We start from the raw sequence: 15,074 nt of genomic DNA, 5'->3' as shown, positions 1-15,074 counted from the left end.
GTGCTGGTGACCCGCGCCGGCAGCGTCCCGGCCATCACCGGCCTGGCGATAGTGGCCGGGCGGAAGCCGTAATCTTCCGAATACGGGATGGCGTGGAAGGCCACCTCAAAACTGCGGTCGCGCCGGGCGCGGCTGTGGATGTGGGTTATCACCACCCCCTCACGGAAGGTGCCGGTGACCTCTTCGCTGCCGCTCACCTTCAGTTCCTGACCGGGGGCGAGCGTCGCGCAGCTGCTCTTTCCGCTCAGCCGGGACTGGTCGTTCAGGTAACGCTCGTGACGCAGGCGGGCATAAAACGCCCCGCTCTCCGGCGCCGGGTCGCGCGGATGGCTGTCGCACGGCATCAGGTAGTTATCCCCCCAGTGGTACGCCTCGCCGTAAGTGGTGCTGTCGCCCCGGCTGACATCGATGCTGAGGCTCATCTCCGCCGGCGCGTTGCGGTAGTTATAGTCCCGGGTGAACACCGACTGCGGCACCACGCGATGCCGGCTTTTCAGCGCCCACACGGATTCCAACCCGCTGTCGTGCTGGCCGGAAGGCGGCACAGACGGCAGAACCAGCCCCTGCCCGTCGTGCCGCTGGTCGTCGTAAAACTCCACCACGTCGATGTTCAGCCGGGTGTCGGCGGTGAAGCGGAACCAGATACCCACCTCACTCAGCAGGCGGGTGATAAAGCGCAGGTCGTCCTCGCCGTACTGCATCACCTGCTCGCGACGCGGGTACGCCTGCGCCAGCGTGAAGATAAAGTCCTCCCCGCGCATGCCGTGGCGGGTGCGCAGGATATGCTCCACGATATCCGGCACCGACATATCCTGGTAAATCCGGTTCTGGTGGCTCCGGGAGAGCAGCGCCAGACGCGGCTGCAGAGTCAGGGAATAATGCGTTTCGTCCCGGGAGGCGGAAAGGCGCTCAAACGCCGTCACCACGCCCTGAATCGTGCGTACCGGCTGCCGGATTTTTACCCCGAAGCCCTGGTCAACCGGGGCCTGCAGGGTGAAGGCGGCATCCTGCATCAGCATCTGCTGCGGCGTGAGGGTTTTGTCGGCGCTGGTGAATTCAATCTGGTAGCTGAACGGTTCGCTCAGGGCCTCATCGCCTTCAAAGGCCAGCACGTCCAGGAGGGCGCGGCAGCCGCGCACCGTTAACAGAGGATGGTTGTGGCTGAACTGCTGTGCCGGGATATCACTCATTCGTTCACCTCTTTCTCAAACGTCATCGCAGGCCGCTCCTCTTTATTGCAGGCCGGAACCGGGCCCGTCTGCGCCGGCTGACAGTGCCCGGGCAGGATTTGCCCGCACGCCCGGGTCTGGCGCACTCCTTCTGCAGCACGGTACAGCAGGAATTAAGTTGGCGTTGCTGCATGGCGGGGTTTTCACAGGAATCTCTCTTTATCGTTTGCGGGCACGCTACCGCCCGTCGCTGCTGACTTACCAAAGCGCATCAGGCCTGACAGGCTGATTGTGTGTTTTTGCCAGGTTCGCGCATTTCGTCAGCTAACGCTTCTGACCATCCAGGGGCTTTTAAAATATTTCCAGGTTATTTCCTGAAAAGTAGCGTTATTAAGAAGCCAGCAATTAGAGCGGCGTCGCCAGCATGGCGCGATGTTACGATCTCTACGACCAGCCATTTCCTGATTAAAGCCTTTAATACAGGCAACATTCAGCATCAACTTTTATTCCGAACCGCCCCTGCCAGCATATTTTGCACGTTGAAGCTTATGTCCGGGCTAAATTAAAATAGCCCCACATTGAAATAATTTTTATTGATAATGATTTTTTCTCCTTCAGAGAATAAACGGCTGCTGTATTACGACTGACAATCGCTGGTGGTAAGAAGTTTTAGTCATAGATCGACACTTCTCTGTACGCCACCGATATAAAGTCTTAAGGGTAAATTAATACGTTAACCAGGCTTTTATTCTAAGTCGTAGCGGCCATAGCAATCTCTTCCTTTGAGGGACCTTAGAGAAAAATAATGAATAGCCTGAATAAAACCATAGTAGAACAAAGTATTGTAACAGGTCAACCAGTAAGCCTCCCGCTTTTAACCAGGGTTTCAATTAAGAAATTCAACTCTTTGTAAAAAATACTAATTATTCATTCTGCTTAATGACTAAATTCATAACAGACGTATGAATAAACTTTGCATTCATATATAAATAAAACCATTTAATTGATATAAATCAATGCACGCAAGGGATAGTAATTATTCCTGGAACTGAAAACACTCAGCACAATCAGTAGACGTTTAAATATTGTCATGCATACCCGCTGCAAGGGAATAATAATAGAGGGTATTAATATCGTGATAATAATGGAAAGAGAATTTAATATAAAAGAGCCAAATAATACCTGGCCGTCTCAACGACTGATTACTCGTCCTGGCGAGCCGGACAGAGAAAGCGAGAACAAAAATAGCGCGACTCCATTCTGCCGGTGTGTTTAAAGTTTGACCAGCAATGATATCTCCCATCAATACAGTTCTTCTACACATCGCCGCAGCAGCTATGATTGTAAATTGCCGAGAAACTTCTATTATTTGACTGTACACGTCATTTTTCTGAAGGATTTACATGAGAGTTAATGGACTTACGAAAGGATTTTTCATCCTGATCGTGCTGATCGTCACCCTGGCTTTTTTCGACGTTCTCTCCCCCTATTATTCAGCCATTTTATGGGCGGCCATTCTGGCGGTGATCTTCCACCCGGTGAAAAACAAACTGCGCGATCGGCTCGGCGAGCGCAACGGCCTGGCGGCGCTGCTGACCATCGTCATTATCTGCCTGATTGTCTTTACCCCGCTGGCGATCATTCTTTCGTCGCTGGCCTTCGAGCTCAACGTGGTTTACACCAAACTGCAGCATAATGACACCCAGTTCCCGACCGTGGTAGCCAGCCTGTTTGCTCATCTGCCGGAATGGGCCAGGAGCTTCCTTTCTGAGCATAATCTCGATAGCGCGGAACAGATTCAGCGCCAGCTTTCAGACGTAGCGCTGAAAGGAGGCCAGTACCTGGCCGGTAGCGCATTCTTGATTGGGAAAGGGACCTTCGGCTTTACCGTCAGCTTCGGCATCATGCTTTATCTGCTGTTTTTCCTGCTCAAAGATGGCCCGTATCTGGTCAGACTGATCCTTGAATCCCTGCCGCTATCGAATCATGTGAAGCAGCATCTTTTCGCTAAATTTGCCGCCGTCTCCCGGGCGACGGTAAAAGGCACCGTCGCGGTGGCGCTTGCGCAGGGCGCGCTTGGGGGACTGGCGTTCTGGATCGTGGGGATTGATGGCAGCATCCTGTGGGGCGCCCTGATGGCGTTTCTGTCGCTAATCCCGGCGGTGGGCTCGGCGATTATCTGGGTTCCAGCGGCAATCTATCTCTTCGCGACCGGCCAGCTCTGGCAGGGCGCGTTTATCGTCGGTTTCTTTGTGATCATCGTAGGGCTGGTGGATAACATTCTGCGACCTTTACTGGTTGGTAAAGATACCAAAATGCCGGACTACCTGATCCTGATCACCACGATCGGCGGAATGGAAATTTACGGCATCAATGGTTTTGTTATCGGCCCGCTGATCGCCGCGCTGTTTATCGCCTGCTGGAACCTTCTCTCCGGACGCGATCACGCTGGAAACATTGATGAGCTTGATGAAGATTTCCTCGAAGAAGGTAAAAATCACGAAGAGTAGCAGCGCTGTATTGCAGCGCTTACAGGTAAAATGCTGCCATCCCGGCAGGTGGCGATCGGCGTTTTATCTGAGCGGTAAATGAGTAAAAACAGCGCGGGACAGCAAAACGCAGGGGGGCACCCCCTGCTCGACTGCGATGAAACCCCGTTCTCAGCGCCCGTCTTAAACCGAGACGTTAAAGTTAACGACTACGCTCTCTCTCATAAACAGAATTTATAACTGCTATTTGTGAAAATTTTGGTAAATTGCACTTATCATTCAGCGGATAAATGCTACTCTTATGCCGTTGAGGATTGATAACAAAGGATTACCCACGTGAAAAAAATCACTACGTTCGCCGCTTCCATGCTGGCTCTTGCCTGCGTTTCCGCCAGCGCCGTTGCAACTGAACAGCCGCTGGAAAAAATCGCTCCCTACCCTAAAGCGGAGCAAGGGATGAAGCGTCAGGTGATCCAGCTGCCGCAGCAGCAGGATGAGTCGACGTTAAAAGTGGAGCTGATGATTGGCCAAACGCTGGAAGTCGACTGCAATCGTCATCGTCTTGGCGGTCAACTGGAAAGCAAAACCCTTGAAGGCTGGGGCTACGACTACTACGTATTTGATAAAGTGACTTCCCCCGTCTCGACCATGATGGCCTGTCCGGATGGTAAAAAAGAGAAGCAGTTTGTGATGGCAGGTCTGGGCGATGCGGGAATGCTGCGTTACAACAGTAAGCTGCCAATCGTGGTTTATACCCCGGCCAACATCGATGTGAAATATCGTATCTGGAGAGCGGACGAAACCATCGGCACGGCCGTTGTGCGTTAATCCCTGTACGAGTGAATCCGGCGGCCTGAGCCGCCGGAGAAGAAGTTAGAGCGCAATATCAGCGACCGGTTTACCTTCCGGCAGCGGCTTCAGCTCCGCCTGCGGAACCTCATCAGCCACCGTAACCGGCTCGTAGTGCAGTTCCAGCACTTCGCTGGTCCACGCCAGCGCCTTTTCTATTTCCGCAGCGTTGCCGTCCAGACGCGTACCGTAGCTTGGTATAATCGCTTTCAGTTTCGCCTGCCACTCCGCTGAGTTGACCTTCTCTTTGAACACTTTTTCCATGAGCTGCAGCATAATCGGCGCCGCAGTGGACGCTCCCGGCGAGGCGCCCAGCAGCGCGGCTACGGTGCCTTCGTCATCGCTGACGACCTCGGTACCGAGGCGCAGAACGCCGCCCTTCTTCTCATCGCGCTTGATAATCTGCACGCGCTGGCCGGCCTGCCATAAGCGCCAGTCTTCTTTGCGCGCTTCCGGATAGTATTCACACAGCGCCGCGTGACGATCTTTGTCCTTTTGCAGCACCTGGCTAATCAAATACTTCACCAGATCGAAGTTATCCAGCCCCACGTTGAGCATCGGCATGATATTCGAGGTGTTGGTCGAGGCCAGCAGATCCCAAAGCGAACCGTTTTTCAGGAAGCGGGTCGAGAAGGTTGCGAACGGCCCAAACAGCACCACGCGCTTGCCGTCGATAATACGGGTGTCGATGTGCGGAACCGACATCGGCGGCGCGCCAACCTCGGCCTGACCGTAGACTTTGGCCAGATGGTGATTAACCACTTCCGGGTTCTCACACACCAGGAACTGTCCGCCGACCGGGAAGCCCGCGTACTCTTTAGCCTGCGGAATACCGGTTTCCTGCAGCAGGGTTAGCGCGGCGCCACCGGCCCCGATAAAGATAAATTTAGCCTTGATAACCCGTTTCTGGTGACGGTTGTTCGCATCCGCCAGCGTAACGGTCCAGCTTTTGTCGGCGTTGCGCTTAAAACGGCGCACCACGGTCCCCAGCTGGAGAGAGAAATTATCATGGGTTTGCAGCCCGGCGATCAACTGACGGGTGATTTCGCCGTAATTCACGTCGGTACCCACCTCCGAGCGGGTCGCGGCCACCTTCTGCTGCGGATCGCGTCCTTCCATCACCAGCGGAGCCCACTCTTTTATTTGTTGATGATCTTCAGAGTAGCGGATACCGCGGAACAGCTCGCTTTGTTGTAAAGCCGCATATCGAGCGCGCAGGAAGTTAACATTGTCTTCGCCCCATACGAAGCTCATGTGCGGCACGCTGTTAATAAAGGATTTAGGCTTTTTCAGAATGCCCCGGGTCACCTGATGGGCCCAGAACTGACGAGAAATCTGGAAGGATTCGTTGATGTCGACCGCTTTATCGATGTTGATACCGTTAGCGGTTTGCGGCGTATAGTTCAGTTCCATCAACGCCGCGTGGCCGGTACCCGCGTTGTTCCATCCGTTCGAGCTCTCTTCCGCCACGCTGGACATCTGCTCGACCATGGTAATAGACCAATCCGGCTCCAGTTCCTGCAGCCAGGTTCCCAACGTGGCGCTCATGATGCCGCCGCCAATCAACAATACATCCGTCTCTTGCTCATGGCGGGTGTTGGTCCGAGTGTTATTGGAACCAACCGCCTGTGAGCTGGGTACGGCCATCTTTTTCTTCATCGGATTTGAGCCTTACTTTACTCGCTTTTTTATTTAGCGCAGGTGAAACGATTCTCGGCTTCAAAGGTAACACTGAAGAAAAAAAATTTAAATATTGTTTAAATTTTAAGTTGAGTTTTGAGATCTGTTATAAAAATGTTTAATAAATGTGTATCATAAATCACATTTTGTACTGGTATCAGAGGCGCTTCCGCGCTATTATCCTCGGTTTTGTGACCGACCGCACGTAACCAGCGACCGATCATGGCCCAAATTTTTTAAATTCTGCGAAATTTTTTTATGCCCCCTGTTTCTGATTCCGCTACCTCCAGCAACGCTGGCGCATTAGGCCAGATCCTGCGCTCGCCCGCGCTGCTGACGCGTGAAACGCTGGCGGGCGTACTCACCGCACTGGCGCTAATCCCCGAGGTCATCTCCTTCTCGGTTATCGCTGGCGTTGATCCGAAAGTCAGCCTGATTGCCTCCGTAGTGCTGTGCCTGGCGATGTCGGTTCTCGGCGGCAGACCGGCGATGGTCACCGCCGCCGCCGGATCGGTAGCGCTGGTGATTGGTCCGATGGTGCATCAATATGGCGTCGGCTACATTCTCCCGGCGGTCATAATGGCCGGCGTTATTCAAATTTTGTTTGGCATTTGCGGCATGGCGCGCCTGATGCGCTTTATTCCGCAGCCGGTGATGACCGGTTTTGTTAACGCGCTGGGTATTCTCATCTTTTTTGCCCAGGTACCGCATTTCTGGAGCAAGCAGCCGCTGATTATCGGCCTGTTCGTGTTAACGCTGCTGATTGTGCTGTGGGCGCCGCGCTATATAAAGGCAATCCCTTCTCCGCTCATCGCTATCGTACTGCTGACGCTGTTTACCGTTTTCAGCGGCCAGCTGCTGCCGACCGTCGGCGATGAAGGCTCAATGGGCGGCGGACTACCGGGGTTAACCAGCCTGATAGTGCCTCTGAATTTAACCACGCTGCACATCATCTGGCCCTGCGCGCTGAGTATTGCTTTTGTCGGCCTGATGGAGTCGCTTCTGACGGCAAAGCTGGTGGATGATTTAACCCAAACGCCTTCCAGCAAAGCGCGCGAGAGCGCGGGTCTGGGCATCGCCAACATTCTCGCCGGGTTCTATGGCGGTATCGCCGGGTGCGCGATGATCGGCCAGACCATCGTTAATGTTGAAATGGGTAAAGCGCGCAGCCGCGTGTCGACCGTTGCCGCAGGCCTGGTACTGCTCCTGCTGGTGACTGCCTTAAGCGAAGTGATGGCAAAAATCCCGATGGCCGTGCTCGCCGGGGTGATGGTGATTGTCGCGGTGAAGACCTTTAGCTGGCACAGTATTCGTCCGGCTGAGCTGGCGCGCAATCCGTGGCCGGAAACGCTGGTGATGCTGGTGACCGTCGGCGCAACCGTCGGCACCAGCAATCTGGCAATCGGCGTTCTGGCAGGGCTGATCTCAATGGTTCTGATCCCCCGCCGTCTGCGGACTCAAGCGCAGGCTACATCAGAAAAAGCGTCGCCAGCCCAAGAAAAATAAAGAATCCGCCGGTGTCGGTAATCGCGGTAATCATTACGCTGGAGCCGACCGCCGGGTCGCGTCCCAGCTTGACCATAACCATTGGGATAATGACGCCCATCATTGCCGCCATCAGTAGATTGAGCATCATCGCCAACGTCATCACGCCGCCCAGTTGCGGATCGTCGTATAGCCACCAGGTGATAGCCCCCATAATCCCGCCCCAGACGATCCCATTGATCAGCGCAACGCCCATCTCGCGCAAGATCAGGAAGGTAAAACTTCCCGGCTGAATATGCTGTAACGCCATTGCCCGCACGATCATGGTGATCGTCTGGTTGCCCGTGTTGCCGCCAATCCCGGCGACAATCGGCATTAGCGACGCCAGCGCCACCAGTTGGGAAATAGTATGTTCGAAGCCATCGATCACGCGGGAAGCGATAAACGCGGTGCAAAGATTCACCGCCAGCCAGGCCCAGCGGGTCTTCACCGCTTTGCTCACCGGCGCAAACACGTCGTCATCGTTGCTCAGGCCGCCCATCCGGCGTAAATCGTTATCCGTCTCCTCATAGACCACGTCAACGATCTCATCAATGGTTAAACGTCCCATCAGCTTGCCGTCGGCATCAATCACCGCGGCGCTAAGTAAGTCATCACGTTCAAAGGTACGCGCCACTTTCTCCGCGTCTTCGTGCGGCTGGAAGGTCACCGGATCGCCTTCCATCACTTCCCCTACCCGCTTCTGCGCATCGTTAAGCAGAATGGTTTGCAGCTCGAGTTCGCCGAGCAGCAGCTTATTGCGGGTGGTCACAAACAGTTTATCGGTATTCTCCGGCATTTTACCCAGTCGCCGCAGATAGCGCTGCACCGCTGCGAGAGTCGCTTCCGGACGGACGGTAATGACCTCAAACTCCATGATCGCACCGACGGTATTGTCGGCGTAGCGCATCATCTGACGAATACGCGCGCGCTTATCCGCAGGCAGGGTGGCCAGTAAACGTCCGGTCAGATCGCGGGGCAAGTGCTGTAGCAGGTAAACCTGTTCATCGATATCGAGATTTTGCAGCGCGAACAGCAGATCGTGATCGCTCATCTCTTCAATGAGGTCGCCCCAGACGCTTTCCGACGCCTCCAGCAGCACTTTGCCGCGCTTGTCATCGGCGACCAGCCGCCAGAGCGCGTTGCGCGCATCATAGGGCAGCGCTTCGAGTGCATCGGCAAGATCCGGCGGCGGCAGGTGTGAAACCAGCATTTCCACTTCCGCCAGATCGTCGGCCAGGGTACTGTCATCGTAGCGTTCAGCGAGGGTTAATTTACCCAGCAGTGAAGATGTGACGGCTTTATCGGTGCTCAGGAGCCAAATGAGGCGGGCGCGCTCTTCATCGCGCAATCTGGCGCTTTTTTTGTGCAAAACGGACATCGGTCAGGCAATCCTTGTAAAAATATCTGTCAGACCAGCAGGCCGGAAGCCTTAAGCATAGCGCGAGGAGGCGGAAATAATAACCGCTATGAATTCGGTCGACGGAAAAAACAGCAGCCTGCAGATACCCCGGAGGTCGACTAACGCCTCCGGGACGGCGTAAACCGATCAGGCGGTACGGGCAACCGCATCGCGGGTCGCCAGTTCGCGCTCATTTCCGGTCAGCTCTGAGAGCTGGCCGCCGCGCATTTCCAGCAGCCTGTCGGCGTGCTGAAAGTAGTGATCGTCATGGCTGATGGCAAAGAGGGTTTTGCCCATCTCCTTCATCAGCGGCAGCAGCACCTGATAGAATTCGCGGCGGAAATGGGGGTCCTGATCTGCCGCCCATTCATCCAGCATGATGATATCTCTGTCTTCCGCTAACGCCAGCAGCAGCGCCACGCGCTTTTTCTGCCCTTTTGACAGCTTCAGGTCGAGAATTTTGCCATCGTCCAGCCGTAGCTTATGGTTCATTTGCAGATAGCCCAGCCACTTCTCCACCAGCGCCGGATCCGCCGCCTTCCCTTCCGGTCCCAGCAGCCTGTCGAACAGCCAGACGTCGGTAAAGACCGCCGAGAAAAGCTTGCGGTAATCTTCCGGCTTATCCGCCGCCATCGGCTTCCCGTCAACCAGGATCTGTCCAGAAACCGGCTGATACAAACCGGTCAGCAGCATGGCCAGCGTCGATTTTCCGCTCCCGTTGCCGCCAATCAGGAATACCAGCTCGCCGCGCCTGAGAGTCAGATTAATCGGCCCGACCGCAAAGCTGTTGTCGGGATAATGGAAGGTAATATCGCGCAGCTCGAGCGTCTGCCAGTGGGGGTACGCCTGCGCCTGCGGGAATTCAGCGCGGTAGGGCGCGAGCGAAAACTTATTCAGCTTATTGAATGCCACCTGAGCGCTGAGCAGAGTCGGCAGCGCGCCAACCGCAGAGAGCAGCGGCGTGCGCAGGAAGAGCAGCGTCAACGAATAGGTGGCCGCCACCGCCGTATCGGCCCAGCCCAGGCTGTTAGCCATCCAGAAGACCAGGCCAATCGCGCCCAGCATCATAATATTCGACCAGTTGACCGCGCTCAGATGGAAGGTATCGGCGCGGACAATATGGTGGCGGTATTCGCGCGCGTCCGGGAGATAGAGCTGATTAAATACATATTCAGCGCGCTCGCGATTAAGGGTGAGCTCTTTGCGTCCTTCGAGAACCGTTTGATAATCGTGATACAGCTTATCTTCGGTTTCGCGCAGCGAGGCCATGTGCTTGTAGACCCGCGACACCAGCACAAATCCGCCCCAGATGGTTAACGCCAGCCACAGCGCGGTAACCAGCATCATTTTTCCGGACAGCCAGGCCAGATAAGCGGCGGAACCAAAGGTCAGAATAATCCCCTGTACCAGCTCCGGCAGACGCACGAAAGCAATGGTAATGTTGCGGATGTCGCTGGTTAACCCGGCCAGCAGCGACGCGCTGCCGATTTTCTCGATCTTCTCAATTTGCGTATCCAGAATGCGCTTAATAAATTCCCCGCGCAGGCGATAAACAAAATGGTGGCCGAGCGTAGTAAGCGCCAGCTGCGAGCCGAGGGTGACCGCCATCAGCAGCAATAATAGTCCCAGAAATTCCGGCAGTACCGTCAGGGAGGTATCGACGATAGTTATCAGGCGCAGGTTAATAAAGGCGATAAGCCCAATACCCAGCGCCGCGCTCAGCAGGCTCAGGGCTATGACGGAGATAAACGGCCAGCGGTACTGACGCCAGACAAGAAGAAGAAGTTCCATAACGCGTAATCCGGGCAAGCAAAAACAGCCAGCAGTTTAAACTGCTCGACGATGACAGCAAGAATAATTCTTATTTTTTTTCTTTATTCCCTGCCAGGCGGAAAGTGAGATTGTAGCGACAGGAGCCGGTATCCGGATGAACACCCTCTTTTAGCGGCTGAATGCCATGGTAAAACAGCCGTGATTCGCCGCCCCAGACCACCACATCGCCGTGCTCCAGCAGCACCCGCTGTAGCGGATCGCTACGCCGCAGGCCGCCAAACTGGAATATCGCCGGCAACCCCAGCGAGACGGAGACGATCGGCGCCCGCAGGTCGCGCTCGTCTTTATCCTGATGCAGCGACAGCTTTGTGCCGGGCTGATAACGATTAATAAGACACGCATCCGGGGTAAAGTGCGCATAGCCGCCCGCCGCCGCCGCCTCTGAGGCCAGCTCGTGGAAAAGCGGCGGCATCTGCGGCCAGCGCTTTCCCGTCAGCGGATCGTCGCTGGCATAGAGATAGCCGCGCGCGTTCGTGGTCCAGCCCAGCTCGCCACAGTTGGTCATCGCCACCGACATCGTATAGCCGCCGGGGGTAACCATCTGACGAAAAGGCGAACGATGGGCAATATCAGTGATTGCCTGCAAAAGCGCTGGCGCGCGTTCACGGGCGTAGCGGCGCAAAATTGTCGCCCCCGGAGCCAGTTGCTCCTGCCAGGGCGGCGTATCGGCAAAAAGATCGAGCATTATGTCTCCTCGTATTGCGCTTCTCGCGCCAGCAGCAGCGCCTTACGCGCCGTTCCCCAACGATAGCCGGATAGTGCCCCATCCTCGCGAACCACACGATGACACGGGATAACCAGCGCCAGCTTATTGGCGGCACAGGCGCTGGCCACCGCCCTCACCGCGCGGGGACGCCCCATACTTTGCGCCACCTGGCGATAGCTGCGGGTCTCCCCCGCCGGGATCTGGCGCAGCGCCTGCCAGACCTGAAGCTGAAAAGCCGTGCCGCGCAGATCCAGCGGCAAAGAAAACGGCTGGCGATGATCGTTAAGATGAGAAAAGACCTGCGCAACCCGCAGGCGAAAGACTTCATCGCCTGGATGCAGTCGCGCATTGGGGAACAGGCTGGCTAATTGATCATACAGCGAGCTGTCGCTATCTCCCGGTAGCACGGCACAGATTCCCCGTTCGCTCTCAGCCACCAGGCAGCGCCCCAGCGGCCCGTCGCCGCATACCCAGGTAATATCCATATTCTCACCGCCGCGGCGAAACTGACGGCCGGTCATCCCCAGCGCGGCGTCAGCCTGCTGATAGTAGCTGCTATTATCCGGGAAACCGGCGGATAGCGCCGCGTCGGTAATTTTCGCCCCCTGCCCTAACGCTTCGCGTAAACGGCGAGCGCGCCAGGCCTGTTGCCAGGCTTTGGGGGTCATACCGGTCACGGATTTAAAGAGGCGGTGAAAATGAAAGGGGCTGACCGCAAGCTGGCGTGCCAGTGCTTCCAGCGTTATCGGCGTCTCCTGCTCCAGCAGACGGCAGGCGGCAGCGACTTTCTCTACCTTCTGCTGCTGCGGATCGCTGTTTTCCGGCTGGCAGCGTTTGCACGGGCGAAAGCCTGCCGCCTGCGCGGTATCGACATCAGGATAGAAGCGAACATTTTCCCGCAGCGCGCGACGAGAGCGGCAGGACGGACGGCAGCAAACGCCGGTAGTCAGCACGGCAAAAACGAACTGACCATCGGCGCCGGTATCGCGTTCGCATACTGCCTGCCAGCGGCGCTCATCGGTATCAAACATTATCGGTTTCATCACGGACTCCTGCTGTAAGTGTAACTTCAGTCTGGGCCGAAGTCCGTTAGCAAAAACCCGAAATCTTGCGGTTTAATTTTTCTCGCCAACCAGGAAAGCGCGGAACTGCGGAGACATCCAGGTTTTAAACCCCTCCCCCTCTTTGACAATCATATAGACCGCCAGCCCCTGTTCACGCACCACCTCCTGCGCTTTTTCCGGCCCCAGTACCATCAGCCCGGTATCCCAGCCATCGGCTTCCAGCGCCGTCGGAGCGATAACGGTCACCGAAACCAGCTTGTGATCGATTGGTCGCCCGGTTTGCGGATCGATGACGTGCGAGATGCGCTTGCCGTCCAGCTCATAGTAGTTGCGATAGCTGCCCGAGGTACTGATACCGTGGCCGTTAATATCGACGATCGCCTGTACCGCATTTTCGCGATCGGTCGGTTTCTGGATCGCTACCCGCCACGGTTGACCTTCGGCATTCATGCCCCGGCTCACCAGCGCCCCGCCCACCGAGACCAGGTAGCGCGAGATCCCCTCCTGTTCCATCAGGCGCGCCAGATGATCGGCAGCGTAGCCTTCACCGACGGTGGAGAGATCGACGAACAGATCCGCAATGTCTTTTTGCAGATACTGCCCGTCGGCCCGGTTGATCACCGTCAGATGCTGTAAGCCGCTACGCGCTTTGGCATCGGCAATCTGCTGCGGATCCGGCGTTTTTACCGGCTGTTTGTCCGGGCCAAAGCCCCATAAATTGACCAGCGGCCCGACGGTAATATCCATAGCGCCGTGAGTTTTAGCGCCAATTCGCAGGGACATCGTCACGATATCCGCCATCGCCTCGCTGACCGGCCAGGGCGATGTCTCCGGCGAATGGTTAAAGCGCATCAACGCTGAATCGTTCTTCCAGGTAGAAAGCAGGCGATCGTCAGCATCCAGCTGAGCCTGAACTTTCTGACGCAGCGCCTCGGCCTTCGCCTGATCAAGGTCTATGACGCTGACCCGCCAGAATGTGCCCATGGTTTTACCGTCCAGTACGGTAGCGGCTGATTTTGGCGTCTGGGGAGAAGTGGCGGAATCACAACCTGAAAGTAATACCAGGGCCCCGAACAGGGCGGCGCGGAAAAATGTCATGTCCATAAAATTGGCTTCCTCTTGCTAAGGCCCAAAGAGTACACCAGCAAGGTTAAACCGGGCATAAAAAAAGGCGCCATCGGCGCCTTTTTTCAAACTTCAGCGTGCTTAGAACTGGTAAACCAGGCCCAGAGCAACGATGTCGTCGGTAGAGATACCGGCAGCACGGGTGAAGTTGTTTTCGTCCAGCAGGTTGATTTTGTAGTCAACGTAGGTGGACATGTTTTTGTTGAAGTAGTAGGTCGCGCCTACATCAACATATTTCAGCAGATCTTCGTCGCCGTAGCCACGTCCCAGATCTTTACCTTTGGACTGCAGGTAAGCCACGGACGGACGCAGACCGAAGTCGAACTGGTACTGAGCAACCACTTCGAAGTTCTGCGCTTTGTTAGCAAAGCCCAGGGAACCGGCGCGAGTTGCGTTGTAGGTCTGGGTGTACTGAGACGCCAGATAGATGTTGTTGGCGTCATATTTCAGACCGCCGGTGTAGGTTTCAGCGTTGTCGCCGCGGCCCAGTGCTGCTTTGGTGTTCTGATCGCTAGTACGTTTAGAGTGAGAGTACGCGAAACCAGCGCTGATACCGTCGTAGATATCATAGGTCAGAGAGGTGCCGTAGCCGTCGCCGTTCTGTTTATTCCAGTCACGACCATTGTTGGTGGAACCTTCACCGCTGGTGCTGCCGTTTTTACCCTGATACTGCAGAGCAAAGTTCAGACCGTCAACCAGACCGAAGAAGTCGGAGTTACGGTAGGTCGCCACGCCGTTAGCGCGAGACTGCAGGAAGTTATCAGAACCGTAGGTGTCGCCGCCGAATTCCGGCAGAACGTCGGTCCAGGAAGTCACGTCGTATACTACGCCGTAATTACGACCGTAGTCGAAAGAACCCGCGTCACCGAATTTCAGACCCGCAAATGCCAGACGAGTCCAGGACTGCTTGTCAGAACCTTCTACGTTGTTCGCCTGAACGTTGTATTCCCACTGGCCGTAACCGGTCAGCTGGTCGTTGATCTGAGTTTCGCCTTTGATGCCCAGACGCATGTAGGTCTGGTCGCCATCGGAAGATTTGTCGTCAGAGAAATAGTGCAGACCGTCGATTTTACCGTACAGGTCTAATTTGTTGCCATCTTTGTTATAGACTTCAGCCGCATTCGCTGCGCCTGCTACCAGCAGAGCCGGTACCAGGAGGGACAGTACTTTAACTTTCATGTTATTAACCCTCTGTTTGTTATATGCCTTTTATTATTGCCACTGCTTACTGAT

General features: G+C 55.6%; 11 protein-coding genes. 3 read left to right on the top strand and 8 right to left on the bottom strand.

The features are described 5' to 3' along the window. The coding region (vgrG, locus tag IAE27_RS16870; RefSeq protein WP_200092697.1) for a type VI secretion system tip protein VgrG at positions 1–1,190 on the bottom strand (1,190 nt) is incomplete at its 3' end. 1,382 nt (positions 1,191–2,572) lie between these two features. Here vgrG and IAE27_RS16865 point away from each other — a divergent pair. Both IAE27_RS16865 and eco read left to right on the top strand, forming a co-directional pair. Beyond that, positions 2,573–3,679, top strand: a complete 1,107-nt coding sequence (locus IAE27_RS16865) for an AI-2E family transporter (RefSeq protein ID WP_004103976.1) — start codon at positions 2,573–2,575, stop codon at positions 3,677–3,679. 315 nt (positions 3,680–3,994) lie between these two features. Further along, positions 3,995–4,486: a serine protease inhibitor ecotin gene (gene eco / locus IAE27_RS16860; RefSeq protein WP_004103977.1), complete on the top strand. Its 492-nt coding sequence runs from the start codon at positions 3,995–3,997 to the stop codon at positions 4,484–4,486. A gap of 45 nt (positions 4,487–4,531) precedes the next feature. Here the strand turns inward: eco and mqo are convergent, their stop codons facing one another. Then, complete coding sequence (gene mqo / locus IAE27_RS16855; protein ID WP_004103978.1) at positions 4,532–6,166, bottom strand: malate dehydrogenase (quinone); 1,635 nt, start codon at positions 6,164–6,166, stop codon at positions 4,532–4,534. A gap of 279 nt (positions 6,167–6,445) precedes the next feature. Here mqo and IAE27_RS16850 point away from each other — a divergent pair, with 279 nt between their 5' ends. Continuing rightward, positions 6,446–7,693 (top strand): SulP family inorganic anion transporter, encoded by a 1,248-nt coding sequence (locus IAE27_RS16850; RefSeq protein WP_227685273.1) that lies wholly within the window; start codon positions 6,446–6,448, stop codon positions 7,691–7,693. On the opposite strand, the gene mgtE is transcribed toward IAE27_RS16850, so the two are convergent. The 6 genes from mgtE to IAE27_RS16820 all read right to left on the bottom strand — a co-directional run bounded on the left by mgtE (position 7,656) and on the right by IAE27_RS16820 (position 15,020). Beyond that, positions 7,656–9,092 (bottom strand): magnesium transporter, encoded by a 1,437-nt coding sequence (mgtE, locus tag IAE27_RS16845; RefSeq protein WP_004103983.1) that lies wholly within the window; start codon positions 9,090–9,092, stop codon positions 7,656–7,658. The two genes, IAE27_RS16850 and mgtE, sit on opposite strands and share 38 nt — an antisense overlap. 168 nt (positions 9,093–9,260) lie before the next feature. Then, the gene (locus IAE27_RS16840) at positions 9,261–10,904 is read right to left on the bottom strand and encodes a multidrug ABC transporter permease/ATP-binding protein (protein WP_154022283.1); all 1,644 of its coding nucleotides are present in this window, start codon (positions 10,902–10,904) and stop codon (positions 9,261–9,263) included. Positions 10,905–10,974: 70 nt separating this feature from the next. Further along, on the bottom strand, positions 10,975–11,631 hold the full coding sequence (gene alkB / locus IAE27_RS16835) for a DNA oxidative demethylase AlkB (protein ID WP_200092695.1): 657 nt from the start codon (positions 11,629–11,631) through the stop codon (positions 10,975–10,977). Then, a complete protein-coding gene (gene ada, locus IAE27_RS16830; RefSeq protein ID WP_135800604.1) occupies positions 11,631–12,695 on the bottom strand; it encodes a bifunctional DNA-binding transcriptional regulator/O6-methylguanine-DNA methyltransferase Ada in 1,065 nt (354 codons plus the stop codon). The genes alkB and ada overlap by 1 nt, the downstream gene beginning before the upstream one ends. A 72-nt stretch (positions 12,696–12,767) precedes the next feature. Continuing rightward, positions 12,768–13,820 carry an FAD:protein FMN transferase ApbE gene (gene apbE, locus IAE27_RS16825; RefSeq protein ID WP_004103991.1) on the bottom strand — a complete coding sequence of 351 codons (1,053 nt, stop codon included), beginning with the start codon at positions 13,818–13,820 and terminating at the stop codon, positions 12,768–12,770. A 102-nt stretch (positions 13,821–13,922) separates the two neighbouring features. Next, positions 13,923–15,020, bottom strand: a complete 1,098-nt coding sequence (locus IAE27_RS16820) for a porin OmpC (protein ID WP_004103993.1) — start codon at positions 15,018–15,020, stop codon at positions 13,923–13,925. Positions 15,021–15,074: the final 54 nt, after the last annotated feature.

Origin of the sequence: Klebsiella sp. S69 (genome assembly GCF_016516145.1) — a bacterium.
GTDB classification, from domain to species: Bacteria; Pseudomonadota; Gammaproteobacteria; order Enterobacterales; family Enterobacteriaceae; genus Klebsiella; species Klebsiella oxytoca.
The sequence above is the reverse complement of the archived record's forward strand: the minus strand, read 5'-3'. Positions and strand labels throughout refer to the sequence as shown.